A 17,342-nucleotide genomic window follows, 5' to 3' on the forward strand; every position below is an offset into this window, starting at 1 on the left:
ATCGTCTGACGGGAAGTTATGGGGTCTACGCTTAGTTAGTGACTAGCACTTCATCGATATGGTGCAGTAACTGGCCTTCGAAAAAAATACTGACGCCAGTGACATTGGAGTCGCCCAGCTCTTTATATTCAACGAACTTGTCTGTCAGTACCGGCAGTGAAACTCCGTCGGAGTGTTTAAGTTTCAATTCCAGTCGCAGATCAAAGGACTTGTCCTGTAGGTCGCTGCGTACCAGCGTGGGGATAACGCCGCTATTGGCTACACTGACGGTGCCAAAGGTACGGAAAGACGCGGCACCTGGCATGCGGTCGATTTGTGCGGTCCAATCTTTAGTCGTGATTTTCATGGTAGTAACTCCTGTAGTTAAGTTGATTGCTTCCTGCGGGAGCCAATATATCTACTTTGCCTTGGTAGCGTCTGCTCAATTGCGGTTGGTATTGTAAGGAGAAATGAGTTTTCGACGGCTTACTTGGTTCTGTCTTAAGATCTACTGTCTAGTGTTGCAGAGATATATTGTTGAGGGGGAGCAAGTTATTGGGTGATTGGCTAATGACCAATAGACGATTTCCTCCCGGGTTGGAAGTTCAGGACGGGGCTGGAAATCAGCGGATCGGCAGCGTTGAAGGTTTGCGCTATGGCACAAGCTGCTACATCGGCGGATCCTCGGCCAAAACAAAGGGGCGACGAGGTCATCCAGTTACGTTTTGGACGGGCAAAAAGCCAATTCTTGTAGTATAACTACAAGCTTGCTACATCCCGGCATCTGCCCATAACAAGAGTCCAGCCCCTTGAACCTGCTGCAACACATCGCCCAGTCACGCCACTTGCTACGCAAGTCGGAGCTGAAAGTCGCCGATCACGTACTGCTTGATCCAGCGGCCGTGATGCATAGCTCCATGGCCGATCTTGCCCACAGCGTCGGCATCAGCGAGCCGACCATCGTGCGTTTCTGCCGGGCCATCGGTTGCTCGGGCTTCCAGGACCTGAAACTCAAGCTAGCGCAAAGCTTGGCGGCCGGTGCGAGCTTCGGTCAGTTTGCGATCCATGAGGACGACTCGGTCGCGGACTACAGCCTGAAAATCTTCGACACGACCCTGCATACCCTGATGGAGGTTCGCGAGAAGCTCGACCCGGTGGCGTTGCAAAAAGCCGTCACGGCCATGTCCCAGGCCCAGCGTGTCGAGTTTTATGGCTTCGGCGCCTCGGGCGCGGTGGCGGCCGATGCCCAGCACAAGTTCTTCCGGCTGCTGCTGACGGCAGCGGCCTATTCCGACCCGCACATGCAGGCCATGTCGGCGGTGACCTTGAAACCCACCGATGTGGCGATCTGCATCTCCCAGTCGGGCCGTTCCAAGGACCTGCTGATCACCGCCAACCTGGTGCGCGAAAGCGGTGCCTCGCTGATCACCTTGTGTCCGAGCCAGACGCCGCTGGCAGAACTGTCCACGGTGAACCTGGCCATCGACGTGCACGAAGACACCGAGATCTACACGCCGCTGACCTCGCGTATCGCCCATCTGGTGGTGATCGATGTGCTGGCAATGGGCGTCGCCATGGCGCGGGGCCCAAGCCTGGTCAACCACCTCAAGAGCGTAAAGCGCAGCCTGCGCAGCTTGCGGTTGTCGCCCAAGTCGGTGAAGGCGCTGGACGACTGAATCCCGAACCCTGAGGTTGAGGGGTTTCTGTGGCGAGGGAGCTTGCTCCCGCTCGGCTGCGCAGCAGTCGCAAACCAACCCATCCGGTGTATCTGGATAAATCGTGGGGGCCGCTTCGCAGCCCAGCGGGAGCAAGCTCCCTCGCCACAGGGATCATTTGCCCGAATTCATCGTTCTGTAACCCTCGCGCCGCCAAACCGTCATCGCGCGCCGTCATCGTAAAGCTCCCGTATACGTCTTGGGAGTCTCGACATGACCCAGTCCTACGAAGAACGCAGCGCCGTCAAAACCCGTCGTCAGCAGGAAGACCAGCGCCGCATGGCGTTCCGTCGTGCAATCGAAGACCGCTATGAGCAGCGCCAACTTCTGGCCGAAATCAGCGAATTTCCTGACGCCACAGAGTTCAATTACTGGCAGGCAACGCCGGCGGCTTCCCGTCGAAACGCTCAACCAGGCCAATGATCTGAGCACGCTCGCCGCGAACGAATGCCAGGAAGGCGTGAGCCACCGGTGACAGGCGCTTGGCCTTGGCCTGCACCAGGCACCAACTGCGGTACAGCGGCAACTCCTCCACCGGCAGCTCGATGAGTGCGCCGGACGACAATTCCCGGCTCGCGGCGTGGCGCGTCAACAGCGCCACGCCCAGTCCGGCCACCACGCACTCGCGCTGAGCCTCCGCCGACGCCACCTCCAGTGTCTGGGTGAAGTGCACCCGTTTCTCCTTGAAGTACTCCTCGCAGGCCAGCCGCGTACCTGAGCCCGGTTCGCGCAATAGCAGTGTATAGGGTTCCAGGTCCTGCAAACGCAGCGGGCCCATGTGGCACAACGGATGATCGGGCGGCGCCACGGCGACGATGGGATTGTTGAGAAATGGCAGGAACTCCAGGCCCATGTCCTGGGGCACCATGGACATGATCACCAGGTCATCACGGTTGTCCGAAAGCCGGCGGATGACTTGGCCGCGATTGACCACGGTGAGGTTGAGATTGACCTCCGGGTGCTGGCGCTTGAACGCGGCGAACAGGTGCGGGACGAAGTACTTGGCGCTGGACTCCACTGCCAGCTTGAGCTGGCCTTGCAGCGAGCCCTGCATGTCCGAGAGCTGCATGTCGAGGTTCTCCAGGCGCCCGAAGATGTCCCGGCTGGCCCGTTGCAACGCTTCGGCGGCTTCGGTCATGTAGAGTTTTTTGCCAACGTACTCAAACAGGGGTTGGCCGATAAGCTCCTCGAGGGATCGAATCTGTAGGCTAACGGCCGGTTGTGTGAGAGACATTTCATCGGCTGCACGGCTGTAGGACCTCAGGTCGCAGACCTCGTTGAAAATCTGCAATTGACGCAATGTCATACGCATCAATGACTTACGCATTTTCTAAGCACTCTGGGCCGGGACGATTAGCACAACTATAAGTCTTTGCTTATGCATGACCCAATAATTATTCATTTTTGTTAATCAACGGCCAGGACTAGTGTGGAGCTGCGACCAATTGTTACATCTGGTCACGCGTCGGCCTGGACCCCAGGCCGTGGTATCACCGGCTCAAGGGAACCTCCAATTGATAACAAAGATCCTGATCGCCAACCGTGGTGAGATTGCCGTCCGCATCGTGCGCGCTTGCGCCGAGATGGGCATTCGCTCGGTCGCGGTCTACTCCGACGCGGACCGCCATGCGTTGCACGTCAAGCGTGCGGACGAGGCCCACAGCATCGGCGCCGATCCGCTGGCCGGCTACCTCAACCCGCGCAAACTGGTGAACCTGGCGGTGGAAACCGGCTGTGATGCCTTGCACCCCGGCTACGGTTTTCTCTCGGAAAACGCCGAACTGGCAGACATCTGCGCCGAGCGCGGAATCAAATTCATTGGCCCGTCGGCCGAAGTCATCCGCCGCATGGGCGACAAGACCGAAGCGCGCCGCAGCATGATCAAGGCCGGTGTGCCGGTCACGCCGGGAACCGAAGGCAACGTGTCGGGCATCGAAGAAGCCCTGACCGAAGGTGATCGGATCGGTTACCCGGTGATGCTCAAGGCCACCTCCGGTGGCGGCGGTCGTGGTATCCGTCGCTGCAACAGCCGCGAAGAGCTCGAACAGGCCTTCCCGCGGGTCATTTCCGAAGCCACCAAGGCGTTCGGTTCGGCGGAAGTGTTCCTGGAAAAATGCATCGTCAACCCCAAGCACATCGAGGCGCAGATCCTGGGTGACAGTTTCGGCAACGTGGTGCACCTGTTCGAACGTGACTGCTCGATCCAGCGCCGCAACCAGAAGCTGATCGAAATCGCCCCGAGCCCGCAGCTGACCCCCGAGCAGCGCGCCTACATCGGCGACCTGTCGGTGCGCGCCGCCAAGGCCGTGGGCTACGAGAATGCCGGCACCGTGGAGTTCCTGCTCGCCGAAGGCGAGGTGTACTTCATGGAGATGAACACCCGGGTGCAGGTGGAACACACCATCACCGAAGAAATCACCGGTATCGACATTGTTCGCGAACAGATCCGCATCGCCTCCGGGCTGCCGCTGTCGGTCAAGCAGGAAGACATCCAGCACCGTGGCTTTGCGTTGCAGTTCCGGATCAACGCCGAGGACCCGAAAAACAACTTCCTGCCCAGCTTCGGCAAGATCACCCGCTACTACGCCCCTGGCGGCCCGGGTGTGCGCACCGACACGGCGATCTACACCGGCTACACCATTCCACCGTTCTACGATTCGATGTGCCTGAAGCTGGTGGTCTGGGCGTTGACCTGGGAAGAAGCGATGGACCGTGGCCTGCGGGCCCTGGATGACATGCGCCTGCAGGGGGTCAAGACCACCGCCGCGTATTACCAGGAGATCCTGCGCAATCCGGAATTCCGCAGCGGCCAGTTCAATACCAGCTTCGTTGAAAGCCACCCTGAACTGACCAACTACTCGATCAAGCGCAAACCCGAAGAGCTGGCCCTGGCCATCGCCGCCGCCATTGCCGCCCACGCAGGCCTGTAAGGAATCATGAACATGTCCAAGAAGATCTTTGTTACCGACACAATCCTGCGCGACGCCCACCAATCGCTGCTCGCCACCCGCATGCGCACCGAAGACATGCTGCCGATCTGCGACAAGCTCGACAAAGTCGGCTATTGGTCGCTGGAAGTCTGGGGCGGCGCGACATTCGACGCCTGCGTGCGCTTCCTGAAGGAAGACCCGTGGGAACGCCTGCGCCAACTGCGCGCAGCACTGCCCAACACTCGCCTGCAAATGCTCCTGCGCGGCCAGAACCTGCTGGGCTACCGCCATTACAGCGATGACGTGGTCAAGGCGTTCGTGGCCAAGGCGGCGGTCAACGGCATCGATGTGTTCCGTATTTTCGATGCGATGAACGATGTGCGTAACCTGAAGGTTGCCATCGAAGCCGTGAAGGCCGCCGGCAAGCACGCCCAGGGCACCATCGCCTACACCACCAGCCCGGTGCACACCATCGGCGCGTTCGTGGCCCAGGCCAAGCAAATGGAAGCCATGGGTTGCGACTCGGTGGCGATCAAGGACATGGCCGGCCTGCTGACGCCGTACGCCACCGGCGAACTGGTCAAGGCGCTGAAAAGCGAACAGTCGCTGCCGGTCTTTATCCACTCCCACGACACCGCCGGCCTGGCCGCGATGTGCCAGCTCAAGGCGGTCGAGAACGGCGCCGATCACATCGACACCGCGATCTCCAGCTTCGCCTGGGGTACTAGCCATCCGGGCACCGAATCGATGGTCGCGGCCCTCAAGGGCAGTGAGTTCGACACAGGGCTGGACCTGGAATTGCTCCAGGAAATCGGTCTGTACTTCTACGCTGTGCGCAAGAAGTACCACCAGTTCGAAAGCGAGTTCACCGCAGTGGACACCCGCGTCCAGGTCAACCAGGTTCCGGGCGGGATGATCTCCAACCTCGCCAACCAGTTGAAAGAGCAAGGCGCACTGAACCGGATGAACGAAGTGCTGGCGGAGATTCCGCGCGTGCGTGAAGACCTCGGCTTCCCGCCGTTGGTCACCCCGACCTCGCAGATCGTCGGTACCCAGGCGTTCTTCAACGTGTTGGCCGGTGAGCGCTACAAGACCATCACCAACGAAGTGAAGCTCTACCTGCAGGGCGGCTACGGCAAGGCGCCAGGCTCGGTGAACGAGAAGCTGCGTCGTCAGGCCATCGGTAGCGAAGAAGTGATCGACGTACGTCCGGCCGACTTGCTCAAGCCGGAAATGACCAAGCTGCGTGGCGAAATCGGCGCACTGGCCAAATCCGAAGAAGACGTACTGACCTACGCCATGTTCCCGGACATCGGCCGCAAGTTCCTCGAAGAGCGCGAAGCCGGCACCCTGACCCCGGAAGTGCTGCTGCCAATCCCCGAGGCGGGCAGCGTGAGCTCGGCGGGCGGCGAAGGTGTGCCGACCGAGTTCGTCATCGACGTTCACGGTGAGACCTATCGCGTCGACATCACGGGTGTGGGCGTCAAGGCCGAAGGCAAGCGTCACTTCTACCTGTCCATCGATGGCATGCCCGAAGAAGTCGTGTTCGAACCGCTCAATGAGTTCGTCAGCGGCGGCAGCAGCAAGCGCAAGCAAGCCACTGCGCCGGGTCACGTCAGCACCACCATGCCGGGCAACATCGTCGATGTCCTGGTCAAGGAAGGCGACGTGGTCAAGGCCGGCCAAGCGGTGCTGATTACCGAAGCCATGAAGATGGAAACCGAAGTGCAGGCGGCCATCGCCGGCAAGGTCACCGCTATTCATGTAGCCAAGGGCGACCGGGTCAACCCGGGTGAGATCCTGATCGAGATCGAAGGCTGATCTAACAGCCTCGATACAACGTTTTAACCTCGGGGGGGCATGTGCTCCCCTTTTTTTTGCCTGTCAGAACGTCATTCGCCACTGGCCCATCAGCGCGCCGTTGCGGTTGTCCTGACCGGTTTCACCGTTATAACTCACCCCCAGGGTATGCCGTGGCGAAACGGTCAGGTCCAGCCCCGTTTCGAAGAGCAGGCTGTCCCGGTCCAGCTCGACGCCTTCGACGGTATAGGTATTGCCTGCGCTGGCCAGGCGCTGGCGGGAAGTGCCCCGGGTCTCGCCGTATAAGTGTTTCCAACCGAGATTCAAGCGGGGCGTCAGTCGCATGCCTTGGTCAAGAGGTAAAGTCCGGGCGAGGCGCAGGCCAAGGTTGCTGTTGTAATTGTCCTGAGACTGGCCACTGAACTGCAGCGCCGCGCTTCCACCTTTCTCGGTATAGCGATCGCGTTGATAGCGTTGGTAGCCCACTTGGACATAGGGCTCGACATCGAAATGCCCTACGTTCAGGTTGTAGCCGAGTTGCCCAAAGACCTGCTGCGTATTGGCATCGTAACGACCTTTGAGGCGATCGCTGAAACCGTTGTAGGCCACGTGGCGTTTGGTGCTGCCGTCATGACTGCCATAAACGGCACCCAGGCGCAGCGCCAGTGGTCCGTCCTGGCGTAAGGCATAGGCACCCACCAGCCAGCTGTCGAGCCGGCCGTCGAATTGACGACTGTCCAACCGGGTGTGCGTTTTGCCGCCGATCAATCCCAGGCGCCAATCGGGGCTGATAGCCCAGTCGGTTCCCAGCATCAAACCCTTGGTCGAGTGCTTCAGGGCATAGCTTCCCAGTTGCCTGCCGATGCTGCCGCTGTTGCCGATCGCCTGGACCCAGACCTGACCGTTGTCGTGTGCACCCGTCGGACTTCGCCGATCCATGGCTGAGAGCATTCCTGTGCTGATGGGGGTGATGCTGCTCAGGGTGGCGCTGCCCAGGTCGGCGGTGTTGTAGTTGCCCAGTTGGTCGATGGCGTCGGCGGCTGTGGCCATATTGGTGCCGAGCAAGGCGTTTACGGCGGCATTGGGTTTGGGGGCTGGCTTGACAGCTTGCACCTGGGCGGCGGGCTTGGGTTGGGTGCTGGCAACAACTTTTGCTGGTTCGGTGGGCTTGGACGCTGAGCGATCGGCTTGTGGCTCGACGGCAGGAGAGGGTGGCGTCGGAGAGGTGATGGAGGGTTCCGCTTGCGTTGGTTGGGTCGATCCTGATCCCAGGATAGCGGCTAAAACAGCTTGGCCATTAGGAGTGGGCGCGACTTCCTTGGGCGGAACATCCTTGAGTGTGAGCGTCAGTCCCACTTGTTTCTCGGTGGCGTAGTCAGGTTTCGCGGTCACGAAGGCGAGCTCGTTGACGACCTTCCCGAACTCCCCATCGACTTTTTTCGCCTCGATCACGATGTGCTTGCCCGCGCCGATGGACTCGCCTGGCAACGATGTAATCTTCAGCGTCGCACCGCCTAGCGTCGCGGTGCCGCCGACCTTGATTGTGGCGCTGCCGCTTTCTGGATGGATGCCGTAGAGCAGCGTTGCGCTTTGCGACAGTTCAAGATTTTTTTTGACCGTAGGCGCCCCGCTCGCAGGGTCTACGTTCAACAGGCCCTTCACGTTCAGCGTGTCGACTGTGCCATGGCCGCTGAAACTGCCTGTCTCGTTCACGAAGACAGACTTGCCCACACTGCCCTCGTTATGAAACTCGCCGGCAACGTGTACCTCGGCCCCCATTTGACCGAGATTGCGAAATCGAGTGCTCGCTTCTACCAAGCCTCTATTGAAACGGATAGTGGGCGGCGTTTCTCCCTCCAGTGTTGTGAACTTGGGTGGCCTGAGGGATGCCTTCGAATGATTGGGTTGGGTTTGCTTCTGGGTCGCTGTTTCAGAGGTTGGGGGCGTAGCGTCGTCGGTCGATTGCAGGGCCATCGAAACATCGGCACAGCCGAGTACCAAGGCTATTGTCAGCGTGAGCTGTTGGGGCAGGAATGAATGTTGGGTTGGCATCGAATGTGACCTCTCATGAAGGAGGTCGCACTTTAAAAATTTCACCTTGGGCGGCGATGCCAGCCGTCTCCTAGCTGCTGGCGAGACATAGCGATGGAGCTTGTAGGCTGCCCACGCTGTGATCACAGAGTCACGGCGCCGGCCTCCGTGGCGGTGAGGCATTGCCCTACAGCATACTCAGGCCTTTCTGTGTGGTCGGAGATCCGAGATCTGTCTGTCAAATATCGACTCTGTAAACCTGCTCCGTGTTTCGCCTAGGATCGACCTGGTTCCTGGTGGGACCGCGTTCCTCCTGTGGAGCGAGCCTGCTCGCGATGGCGGTGGTTCAGTCACATGGATGTTGGGCTTGCTGGCCTCATCGCGAGCAGGCTCGCTCCCACAGGGGAAACGCGATCTCACCAAGAACCAGGTCGGCTATCAGGCCGCCTCGCGGAGGACGTTGATTTCGGCGCCCCGTTAACCACGCTGGCCGAACGCAGGTATTGCGCAGTGGGCACACCGAGCCTAGGCGAGGCACCGAGTGGTGGGGCAGAAGCGCTTTGGTTACCTTCGCCTGGGCCGGCATTCCGGCTTTTCGAAAGTGAGCCGCCGTCAGGGCGGAACCCTAAGTGGCCGTGACCGCAGAAACGGATATACACAGCGACCTTAAAATCCCACCCCAGCTCAGCGATTATTCAGATACGCCTTCCCATAATGCCGTTCCATCCGCGCCTGGACCAACTCCAACGCAATGGACATCAACCAGTAGATAATCGCCGCCGTCGTCAGCATCTCAATATACCGATAGCTGGACCGACCATAAGACTGCGCCAAAAACATCACCTCCCAAACGCCCATCACCGAGATCAGTGAAGAATCCTTGAGCATGGAGATGAATTGGTTGGTGGTCGGCGGGATGATGGTGCGCATGGCCTGGGGCAGCGTGACGCGCCAGAAGATCACGGTTTCGCTCAGGCCCAGGGCGAGGGAAGCTTCGCGTTGGCCGTTGGGGACGCCGAGGATGCCGGCGCGGAAGATCTCGCTCAGGTAGGCGCCGTAGTTCAGCGACAAGGCGATGATCCCGGCGGCGATGGCGCCCGGGACCACGCCCAGTTGTGGCAGGCCCAGGTAGATCAGCAGGATCTGGATCAGCAGCGGCGTGCCGCGAAAGAACGACGCGTAGAAACTGGCGATGCCAAACGCCACCGCGCTGCTGGACAACCGCGCCAGGGCGGTGATGAAGCCCAACAGTGATGACGCGACGATCGAGCACAGGCACAGAAACAGCGTCAACACCGCGCCTTGCAGAAAGCCATTGGGCGCCAGATGCACGCCCAGCAAGTTCGGCAGTTTGTCGAGGATGATGGAGAACTTCAGGTCGAAGCTCAGGAAGAAACTCGCGAACAGCACCAGCATGGCCGCCCAGGTCAGGTAGAGCCGGGTGCGGAAACCGAAGATTTTTTGCAGGCGTGACTCAGCCACCGTTGGCGGTGGCTGAGGCGGTGGAAAAGAAGTCATTGGGTAATGTCGGCGCCGATCCATTTTTGCGAGAGTTTGCTCAAGGTGCCGTCCTGTTTCAACTGGGCAAAGACTTCACGCACCTTGTTGTCCCATTGAGCATCGCCTTTTTCGATGGCGACCGAGTTCGGTTCGGAATAAAGCGACTCGCCGGCCAGTTTGAAGCGCTTGTCTTCGGTCAGGCGCGGTTGTGCGGTCACCAGGTTGGTCAGCACGGCGTCCAATCGCACTCCGGCGCCCAGGCCGAGGTCCTGGAACGCTACGTTGTCAGTGTCGTACGGGGCGATCTGCACGTCCTCGAACGGATAGCTCAGTTGGGTATCCTCGGCGCCTTCGATCACCAGGTTCTTGTTCAGGTAGCTCTCGTAGCTGGACGCGCTGGTGAGGCCGACCTTCTTGCCGCTCAAGTCCTTGGCACCGTGGATACGGTCGTCCTTGGCGTTGACCACGATCACCGCTGGCGAGGCGTAATACTGCACCGGGAAATCGAACACTTCGGCGCGGGCCTTGCTCGGCGTCATGGAGCAGATGCAGATGTCATAGCGCCCGCTCCAGTGTCCGGCAGCGATCACGTCCCAGGAAGGGGTTTCCAGGCGCAGTTTCACGCCCAGTTTCTGCGCCACGGCCTTGGCCACGTCCACGTCAAAACCGTCGAGCTGGTTCTGATCGTTGAGGAACGAGAAGGGCGGGTAGCTTTCCATCAGCACGCCGACCAGTTCTTTTTTCTGTTCGATGCGATCCAGGGTGGCACCGGCGAAGGCTTGCGATGAGGCGGCCAGCAGAGTCAGGCCCAGGGCCAGCAATGGTTGTAGTTTCACGTGAAGTCCCTGGGTAGAAAAATAAGTTGTAGTTAACCGATTGGTGCGTATTAAATAGTTATAAGAACAACTCCGGTAGTGAGTATTTTTCATAAGCTTATGAGTGAATCGCATATGGGCGCAGCAACGACAGTCATTCTCGATGGCGGCATGGGCCGCGAACTGCAACGCCGTGGCGCGCCGTTTCGGCAGCCCGAGTGGTCGGCACTGGCCCTGAGCGAAGCACCTCAGGCGGTGGAGGCCGTGCACGCGGCCTATATCGCCAGCGGCGCGAATGTCATCACCAGCAATAGCTACGCCGTGGTGCCGTTTCACATTGGCGAGGCGCGTTTCGCCGCAGAAGGCCAGGCCCTGGCCGCGTTGGCGGGAGAGTTGGCGCAACGGGCGGTGCAGGCTTCAGGCAAAGCGGTGCGGGTGGCCGGGTCGCTGCCGCCGCTGTTCGGTTCCTATCGGCCGGATTTGTTCGATGCGTCCCGCGCCCACGAGCTGCTGGCGCCACTGGTGACCGGCCTGGCGCCCCATGTCGACCTCTGGCTGGCCGAGACGCAAAGCTCGACCGTCGAAGCGCGGGCGATTCACGCCGGGCTGCCGAAGGATGGCAAGCCGTTCTGGCTGTCGTTCACCTTGAAGGATGAAGACACGGACGAAGTGCCACGCCTGCGCTCCGGCGAACCGGTGGCGGACGCTGCAGCGGTCGCGGCCGAGCTGGGCGTCGAAGTGCTGCTGTTCAACTGCAGCCAACCAGAAGTGATTGGCGGGGCGATCGATGCGGCGCGGGAAACCTTCGAGCGACTGGGGGTGAGCATCCACATCGGCGCCTACGCCAACGCCTTCCCGCCGCAGCCGAAGGAAGCGACGGCCAACGACGGATTGGACCCGCTGCGCGACGACCTCGATCCGCCGGGCTACCTGCAATGGGCGGCCGACTGGCGCAAGCGCGGGGCCAGTCATTTGGGCGGTTGCTGCGGGATAGGGCCGGAGCACATCGCAGTATTGGCGCAAACGCTGGGCTGAGTTGTCCGGCCGTTTTGTTGGACGACATCCACGCTTACGGTTTTCGTCGAATGGGCGGCTACAGCTATACATATGTATGTCATTTGCCGCTCAGTGACGGGATAGGGTCCGGGTTCCTCAATTAAACCGGACTCTTAAATGTCTACTTTTCCTGAAGATGAGCCGGGCGTGCCATCGACCTCTGTCGCTCCCTTTAAACCCATCAACCTGTTACCCGGTGGGGCTCCATTTCAACCGCACACGTTTGCCGATCAATGGCTGCTTGAACGAGGCCTTGCCGGTGACACCTTGGTTCAGGTCACTTATCAAGAGGTCGAGACCGTCGACTCGGCCGCAAAAAGAAAACGCACTTCGGTGCCTTTGCGCGATGCCGTTACCCAGGGTTTTTTAGTGGCCTATCAAAGCCAGGAGACGGGCGGCATTCCTGCCCGGTCCCCCCGCGATGGCTGGGTTTATCCACACAGAAGCCTGATGTCCCTGGATTTCTCGTCCCTTCGCGTCGAGGGGCGAGCGCTCTCGCAAAACCGTTTGAACGAACTGCACGCAGGCATTCCCCGCAACTATCGAAGCACTCCGCAACCTGCCACCCCCACAAGCGCGGTTCAATACGATCTGCTCAGCCCCAAGGGCAAGGAGCAGGCCAGGTTACTGGAGCTTCTGGACACCAACCAGGTGAAACTGGCGCGTTTGTTCGCCGCGCTTCCGACCTTCGATTCGGTGCTCAATCGTTTGCTGGTGGACACGCTCGAGACAAAGATCCCCGAGCGCAAGCTACGCGCTTCACTGCTGGGTAAGATCGACCCTGATTACTGTTATGTGAGCCGCTTCACCAGCGACTCGAACGGTGTGCGCTCGCTGACGGTCTCGGAGAGTTTCAGCGACGTCATGTGGGGGTGTTTGCAGACGGATACGCCTGCGAGTTACACCGGCGGCGGCGTCGGATTCTGCACCCGCCCGGACTCGGTGGCCGAGGCCGACAGCCTGTTTGCCGGCCCGGTGGACGCCCAGGTTCTACAGGCCATGGAGTCGGTACTTTACATCGCCAATCCAACCACGAATGAGCGTGTGAAGCGCCAGTTCCGCGATGAGTTGAGGCGCTTTCGCGATAACCCATGTCACGCGGGCATTCTTGAGACAGCGACCCCGTGCACCACGGCAGAGGCCCTCGCTCATTTGCTTTCCCTGCGATTCCTGCATCTTTTCGATTTGTACAAAGTTGATCGGAGTTCGGCCATCCCACTCACGGCCAGTGAACGAATCCAGCAAAAAGATGAAGATCGTCTGCTGGACCTCATCACGACTCACCCCTCCATGGCGGACCGAAACCGTTTGGCACGGGCGCCCATCCCCCATGTCTACACCGTGATGCTTGATATGGGCACGGCAGCGCCGCAGAAGTGGCCTGCTGCGATGGTGATCAAGTTTACCGATAGCCTGACCTTGTTCCTGTATTCCCTGGAAGGCGGGATCCAGCGATTCCGCTCTGTGCAGGATCTGCTCAGCAACGTCCGTCCGACCCATGGAGGGCAGGAACGTACGATTGTGGATATCACTGCTGAACTGTCCGGGCATGTTTTTGAAGTGGCCGCCGATGACCTGTTGCAGGTACAAAGCGCTGCCCTGGAAACGGTCATGAACGCGCCAGGAAACGAGACGCTTGCGTTGAGTGCCTTTGCTGCAAGTGCCGAACGTGCGCTTGTTTTACCCATGTTGTCGCTGGCCGCGCCCCTGGCTGTGCGTCAGCAGACCCTGGTCGAATACAATCGTCCCGGTTTCTATAAAGCCGCGACGCGTCCTGAGCAAGCCCACTATCGTCGCCTGGAAGCGCAGGTATTCCAGGCCGTCTTCCAATTGGGTGGCGGTATCCAGACGTTGTTGCAGTTCACTCGCCAGAAGATCAAACAATACCTGCAGCAAACCGTGCATCCGGGTATAGAGCCGGATCCGGACAAAACCATGGTCACGCTTTTCTATGGGCAACGTGCTAATCGAAAGCAGTCCCGTATCAGCAGCCTGACCCAGTTGATGCTCGATAATCTGCGCCCGCATCAGTATCCGAATGCGATGAGGGAAGTGCTGACCGTTTACGTTGTCGATCAACACGGCCAACGTGTCAGGCACCCGGCAAGCGGTTTCTTCGTCACGTTGAGTGGGAGTGAACTTGCCAGGATGGCGATCCGCATTGATGCCGGTGGCAGTTATGAAACCCTGCTGCGCAAGGAGATGAACAAACCTGAATACAAGGCCGCGTGGCAGGCGGCGTATCTGGCTAACTTGAAATTCAAAGGTTACGAGGCTTCGCTCAGGGGCGACGAGGTGTTCAAGGCCAGCGTGCTGGATAACGCTTTCACCCCTCCGATGTCGCGCAAACGAGTCGCTTGCTGGCTGGACGCTGTCCTGCGCTCGCCCACCGCGGCGGGGCGTGCCCGGGTAGGTGGGCGCAAGGTATGCGTCCATGGTCTTGTACTGGGGGGCAGCGTGGGCGCGGGCGCGCAGCAGGACATGATGGGCAATGCGGTCAGCGTCGATGGCGTGCTGGTTTTTTCCGATCAGGAGGGGCCGGAAATCGAGGGAACCGTTGGCGTTTATTTCCCGGACAGCCCCGGTGGCGATGATTTTCATGAATTCGCTGACCTGAGCGACGGCATTGCCGGGCTTTTGCCGGAAGAAAAATGGCAGGCGTATTTCCGTTCACGCATTTCTACACTGGACCCCGAGCAGATCAAGCGTTTGTTGGGCAAGCAAGGCGGTCGTCCGCTGATTCGTGGTTCGTTGTTCGCAGGCGATCTTCTCGAAATGCTGCACCAGGCCTACGTCAATTTCCAAAGCGCCTACGCGGATCACCGCTCCAACAGCAACCGGGATGTCAGTCATCAAATTGCGGCGAAGCTGGTGATGATGACGGTCGACATTGTCTTTAACCTGGCCGGGTTCGCGGTGCCCGGTTTTCAGATGCTCAGGCATGCCGTCAAAACCGGTTTGCTGGTGGTCAAGACCGGTGCGGTTCCGATGAACCTGCCAACGCTGGCGTTCGTTGAGGAAGTGGCAAATTATGCGGGGAAGAAGGCACTGTCCGGTGGCGTGACCCTCCCCGTGCGAGGGCAATCCTCTTTCCTGGCGGTGACGGCTCGTCAAGGATCGAGGGAAAAACTGCTCGGGCTGCCATTGGAAGAGGCGCTCTATGACCGTTTTGCCGTGACGGATACGTCGCTGATAAAAGGGATCACACCGGATCGCCAGGGTTTTTACCGTCCCGCGATCACGGACACCGCCACGGGTAGCGTGACGCGCCCCGTGTTCGTGCGGCAACCCGACGGGACCGTGTACCGGGTGCACGACCATACGCGGTTGAAGGCCACCGAGGCCACCATTGTCGAAGCCACTACGGGATTGCCCATCCGCGCCCATGGCGTGATGCGCGATACGGTGCAGCGGATGTCCGACGACGAGTGGCGCGCGGTAGGACGCGGTTTGGGGGGAGGAAAGCGCCCGCGGGACACATCCCCTCAGCCCGGCCCTTCACGGCCCAGGCAACCGGCTACATCGTCTCGCTCCGTTTCCGATCTGGTGCGCACGCCAAACGAGTGGGACGTCGAGATCATGGATCTGGTCCCGAGCCTCGTCACCCGGCTTGCGAGTTGGCCACAAAACCGCAGCTTGCTGATCATTGAGCAAAGGCCTGTACGCCAGGATTGGTCAATACGCTTTACTCCGGGGCAAGAAGAAAGTGCCTTCCCGGCGGTTGATCATCCGCTCAGGTCGGGCTCGGATATCGTCTTGAGACGAATCGGTGAAAACCATTACCTCCTGGTGCTGGGCGAGCAGAATGAAATCGCGTTCGATATCAACGGCGATTGCTTCTTCAATGCCGTCGCCCGAGGATTGAACGAAGGGCAGGCGCAGGCGAGGTTTTCGATGCAGGGGCTGCGTAATGAAGTCGCCGATTACATCGATCGACACCCGCAGGTGACCGATTACCTGGTGACGCAACCTTCCGGGGTACAGCAATTGGTCTTTGATAATGCCCAAGCGTTGGAGAGTCTGCTGGGTAGATCCGCGGCGCGTGACCTGACTCGGATGATCTACGGCGCCCCCAATCCCCATGGCTTGTTTCAGCCGCTGGAGAGGTACTTGAGCTTGCACGCAAGAGACACCGTGCGCAGGGTATTGGATCAAGCCACTGCGGCTGACTTGCCCCCGGAGATGCTGCAGATGATAGGGCGTTTTGTATCACCCCGTACGCAGGGTCGCTTGATGCTGAGCAGAATTCCCTACTACGCGCAAAAAGATCAAGCCTTGCAGAGTTTTTTTGAGGATGTCCTGTTGCAGCCCATCCGCAGTCAGGAAATCGCCGAACTGCTCAATAATCAATTCCTCCTGCTCTCTCAGGATACGCTGCATATCATGCTTGAGTACGGCGTCCGGGCCCGTGATCTGACCGACCATCATCCGCGCAATGAATTGGCTTATGTCAGGTACGATGAGGCCACGCACGGCCACCTCAATGACGATCAGCTCGAAGAACTGCTCGACGGTGCCTACCTGGTCGATCGCGACGACTTGAAGAATGTGGGCAAACGATTCGAGCGCGAAACAGGCAGGGTCATCGACGACGACGTAGACCTGATGGAACAGTTCATGCACTACGACAGGGCCGAGGATTTCACGGACCTGCTTACCGTGGCCCTCCAGCGTTACCCCGTCCTGTTGAGGCGGGCCACAGTCCTCCTGCGATCCCCTGTTATTGCTTCCAACCTGGGCAGTCTGTTCCCCGTGAATGTCCTGGCGCAATGGATACGTAATCCGGCGTTGTCTGACTCACGCCTTCAGCTCATTGCCGAGTATGCCGGCAGCCGTTATCAAGAATTGGTGAGCCGCGGCCGTATCGATATCGATTGGATGCAGCCGTTCGATGACCAAAACCTGCACGACCTTATCCACCATCAGCAGGCATTGATCAGTTTTTGGGATTTCCTCCAGGGCGTGCGGTATCTCGAGCAGCGCGATATGGCGACTGTCACGGGTTTATTCAGCGCTGCGGGACAATCACCTTCGAACAGCAGGGTTGCGATTTTGCTCGGGACCCCGAATCTATTGGGGTCCATTCAAAATATGCCGGGCATTTCACCGCGCAGCGCCCGGCGAATCTGGGAGGATCTGGTGGGACCGCAGTTCAGCGATGAGAATATCCGGCGAACGCTGGCGCAACGGGATTCACTGAGCTCTGAGTCAGCGTTTACCAGCGCATTGATCGACAGCCTGACCCTCGACGAAGCCCAGGCTCATCAGGTGATTCTGGGCGCTTATGGCGTGACCCCAAGACAAGTCATGCATTTTCTGCAGGGTTTCGATTTCCCAGGGATTCATGCCGAACATAGCCGTCTGGCGCTCGCGCTTTATCTGAGTCATCACGGGTCGATACCCACGTGGGCCTGGCAATATGCCCGACCGGGGGTGACGCCCCAATCGCTCAGTTCATTCCTGGCAACACGCAACACATCGACACCGGAGTGATTCGAGCAGCTTCTGTGGCGAGG

The 17,342-nt window shown here is 59.5% G+C and carries 11 protein-coding genes; 6 read left to right on the plus strand and 5 right to left on the minus strand.

Features of this window, described 5'->3' with window-relative positions; genetic code table 11:
• Positions 1–31: 31 nt before the first annotated feature.
• On the minus strand, positions 32–346 hold the full coding sequence (locus PBDP_RS00510) for a hypothetical protein (RefSeq protein WP_109752920.1): 315 nt from the start codon (positions 344–346) through the stop codon (positions 32–34).
• Positions 347–788: 442 nt separating this feature from the next.
• Here PBDP_RS00510 and hexR point away from each other — a divergent pair, with 442 nt between their 5' ends.
• Entirely contained in the window at positions 789–1,655 is an 867-nt protein-coding gene (gene hexR / locus PBDP_RS00515) for a transcriptional regulator HexR (protein ID WP_003187110.1), read from the plus strand.
• Positions 1,656–1,907: 252 nt separating this feature from the next.
• Complete coding sequence (locus PBDP_RS00520; RefSeq protein ID WP_109752921.1) at positions 1,908–2,117, plus strand: PA3496 family putative envelope integrity protein; 210 nt, start codon at positions 1,908–1,910, stop codon at positions 2,115–2,117.
• Here PBDP_RS00520 and PBDP_RS00525 read toward each other — a convergent pair.
• On the minus strand, positions 2,059–3,021 hold the full coding sequence (locus PBDP_RS00525; protein WP_283246422.1) for a LysR family transcriptional regulator: 963 nt from the start codon (positions 3,019–3,021) through the stop codon (positions 2,059–2,061). The genes PBDP_RS00520 and PBDP_RS00525 overlap by 59 nt on opposite strands.
• A gap of 187 nt (positions 3,022–3,208) precedes the next feature.
• Between PBDP_RS00525 and PBDP_RS00530 the strand changes: the two genes are divergently transcribed.
• Positions 3,209–4,624: an acetyl-CoA carboxylase biotin carboxylase subunit gene (locus tag PBDP_RS00530; protein ID WP_003206982.1), complete on the plus strand. Its 1,416-nt coding sequence runs from the start codon at positions 3,209–3,211 to the stop codon at positions 4,622–4,624.
• Between the two features lie 12 nt (positions 4,625–4,636).
• Positions 4,637–6,445, plus strand: a complete 1,809-nt coding sequence (oadA, locus tag PBDP_RS00535) for a sodium-extruding oxaloacetate decarboxylase subunit alpha (protein ID WP_109752923.1) — start codon at positions 4,637–4,639, stop codon at positions 6,443–6,445.
• Positions 6,446–6,508: 63 nt separating this feature from the next.
• On the opposite strand, the gene PBDP_RS00540 is transcribed toward oadA, so the two are convergent.
• From PBDP_RS00540 to PBDP_RS00550, 3 genes are all read right to left on the minus strand, one after another.
• Positions 6,509–8,398, minus strand: a complete 1,890-nt coding sequence (locus tag PBDP_RS00540; RefSeq protein WP_249411830.1) for an autotransporter outer membrane beta-barrel domain-containing protein — start codon at positions 8,396–8,398, stop codon at positions 6,509–6,511.
• A gap of 741 nt (positions 8,399–9,139) precedes the next feature.
• Positions 9,140–9,973: an amino acid ABC transporter permease gene (locus PBDP_RS00545; protein WP_116833851.1), complete on the minus strand. Its 834-nt coding sequence runs from the start codon at positions 9,971–9,973 to the stop codon at positions 9,140–9,142.
• Positions 9,970–10,791 (minus strand): ABC transporter substrate-binding protein, encoded by an 822-nt coding sequence (locus tag PBDP_RS00550; protein ID WP_109752926.1) that lies wholly within the window; start codon positions 10,789–10,791, stop codon positions 9,970–9,972. Before PBDP_RS00550 ends, PBDP_RS00545 begins: the two co-directional genes overlap by 4 nt.
• 114 nt (positions 10,792–10,905) lie before the next feature.
• Here PBDP_RS00550 and PBDP_RS00555 point away from each other — a divergent pair, with 114 nt between their 5' ends.
• Positions 10,906–11,805 carry a homocysteine S-methyltransferase family protein gene (locus tag PBDP_RS00555; RefSeq protein ID WP_109752927.1) on the plus strand — a complete coding sequence of 300 codons (900 nt, stop codon included), beginning with the start codon at positions 10,906–10,908 and terminating at the stop codon, positions 11,803–11,805.
• A gap of 138 nt (positions 11,806–11,943) precedes the next feature.
• A complete protein-coding gene (locus tag PBDP_RS00560) occupies positions 11,944–17,319 on the plus strand; it encodes an OTU domain-containing protein (protein WP_212801684.1) in 5,376 nt (1,791 codons plus the stop codon).
• Positions 17,320–17,342: the final 23 nt, after the last annotated feature.

The organism is Pseudomonas sp. St290 (assembly GCF_018325805.1).
Taxonomy (GTDB): Bacteria; Pseudomonadota; Gammaproteobacteria; order Pseudomonadales; family Pseudomonadaceae; genus Aquipseudomonas; species Aquipseudomonas bijieensis.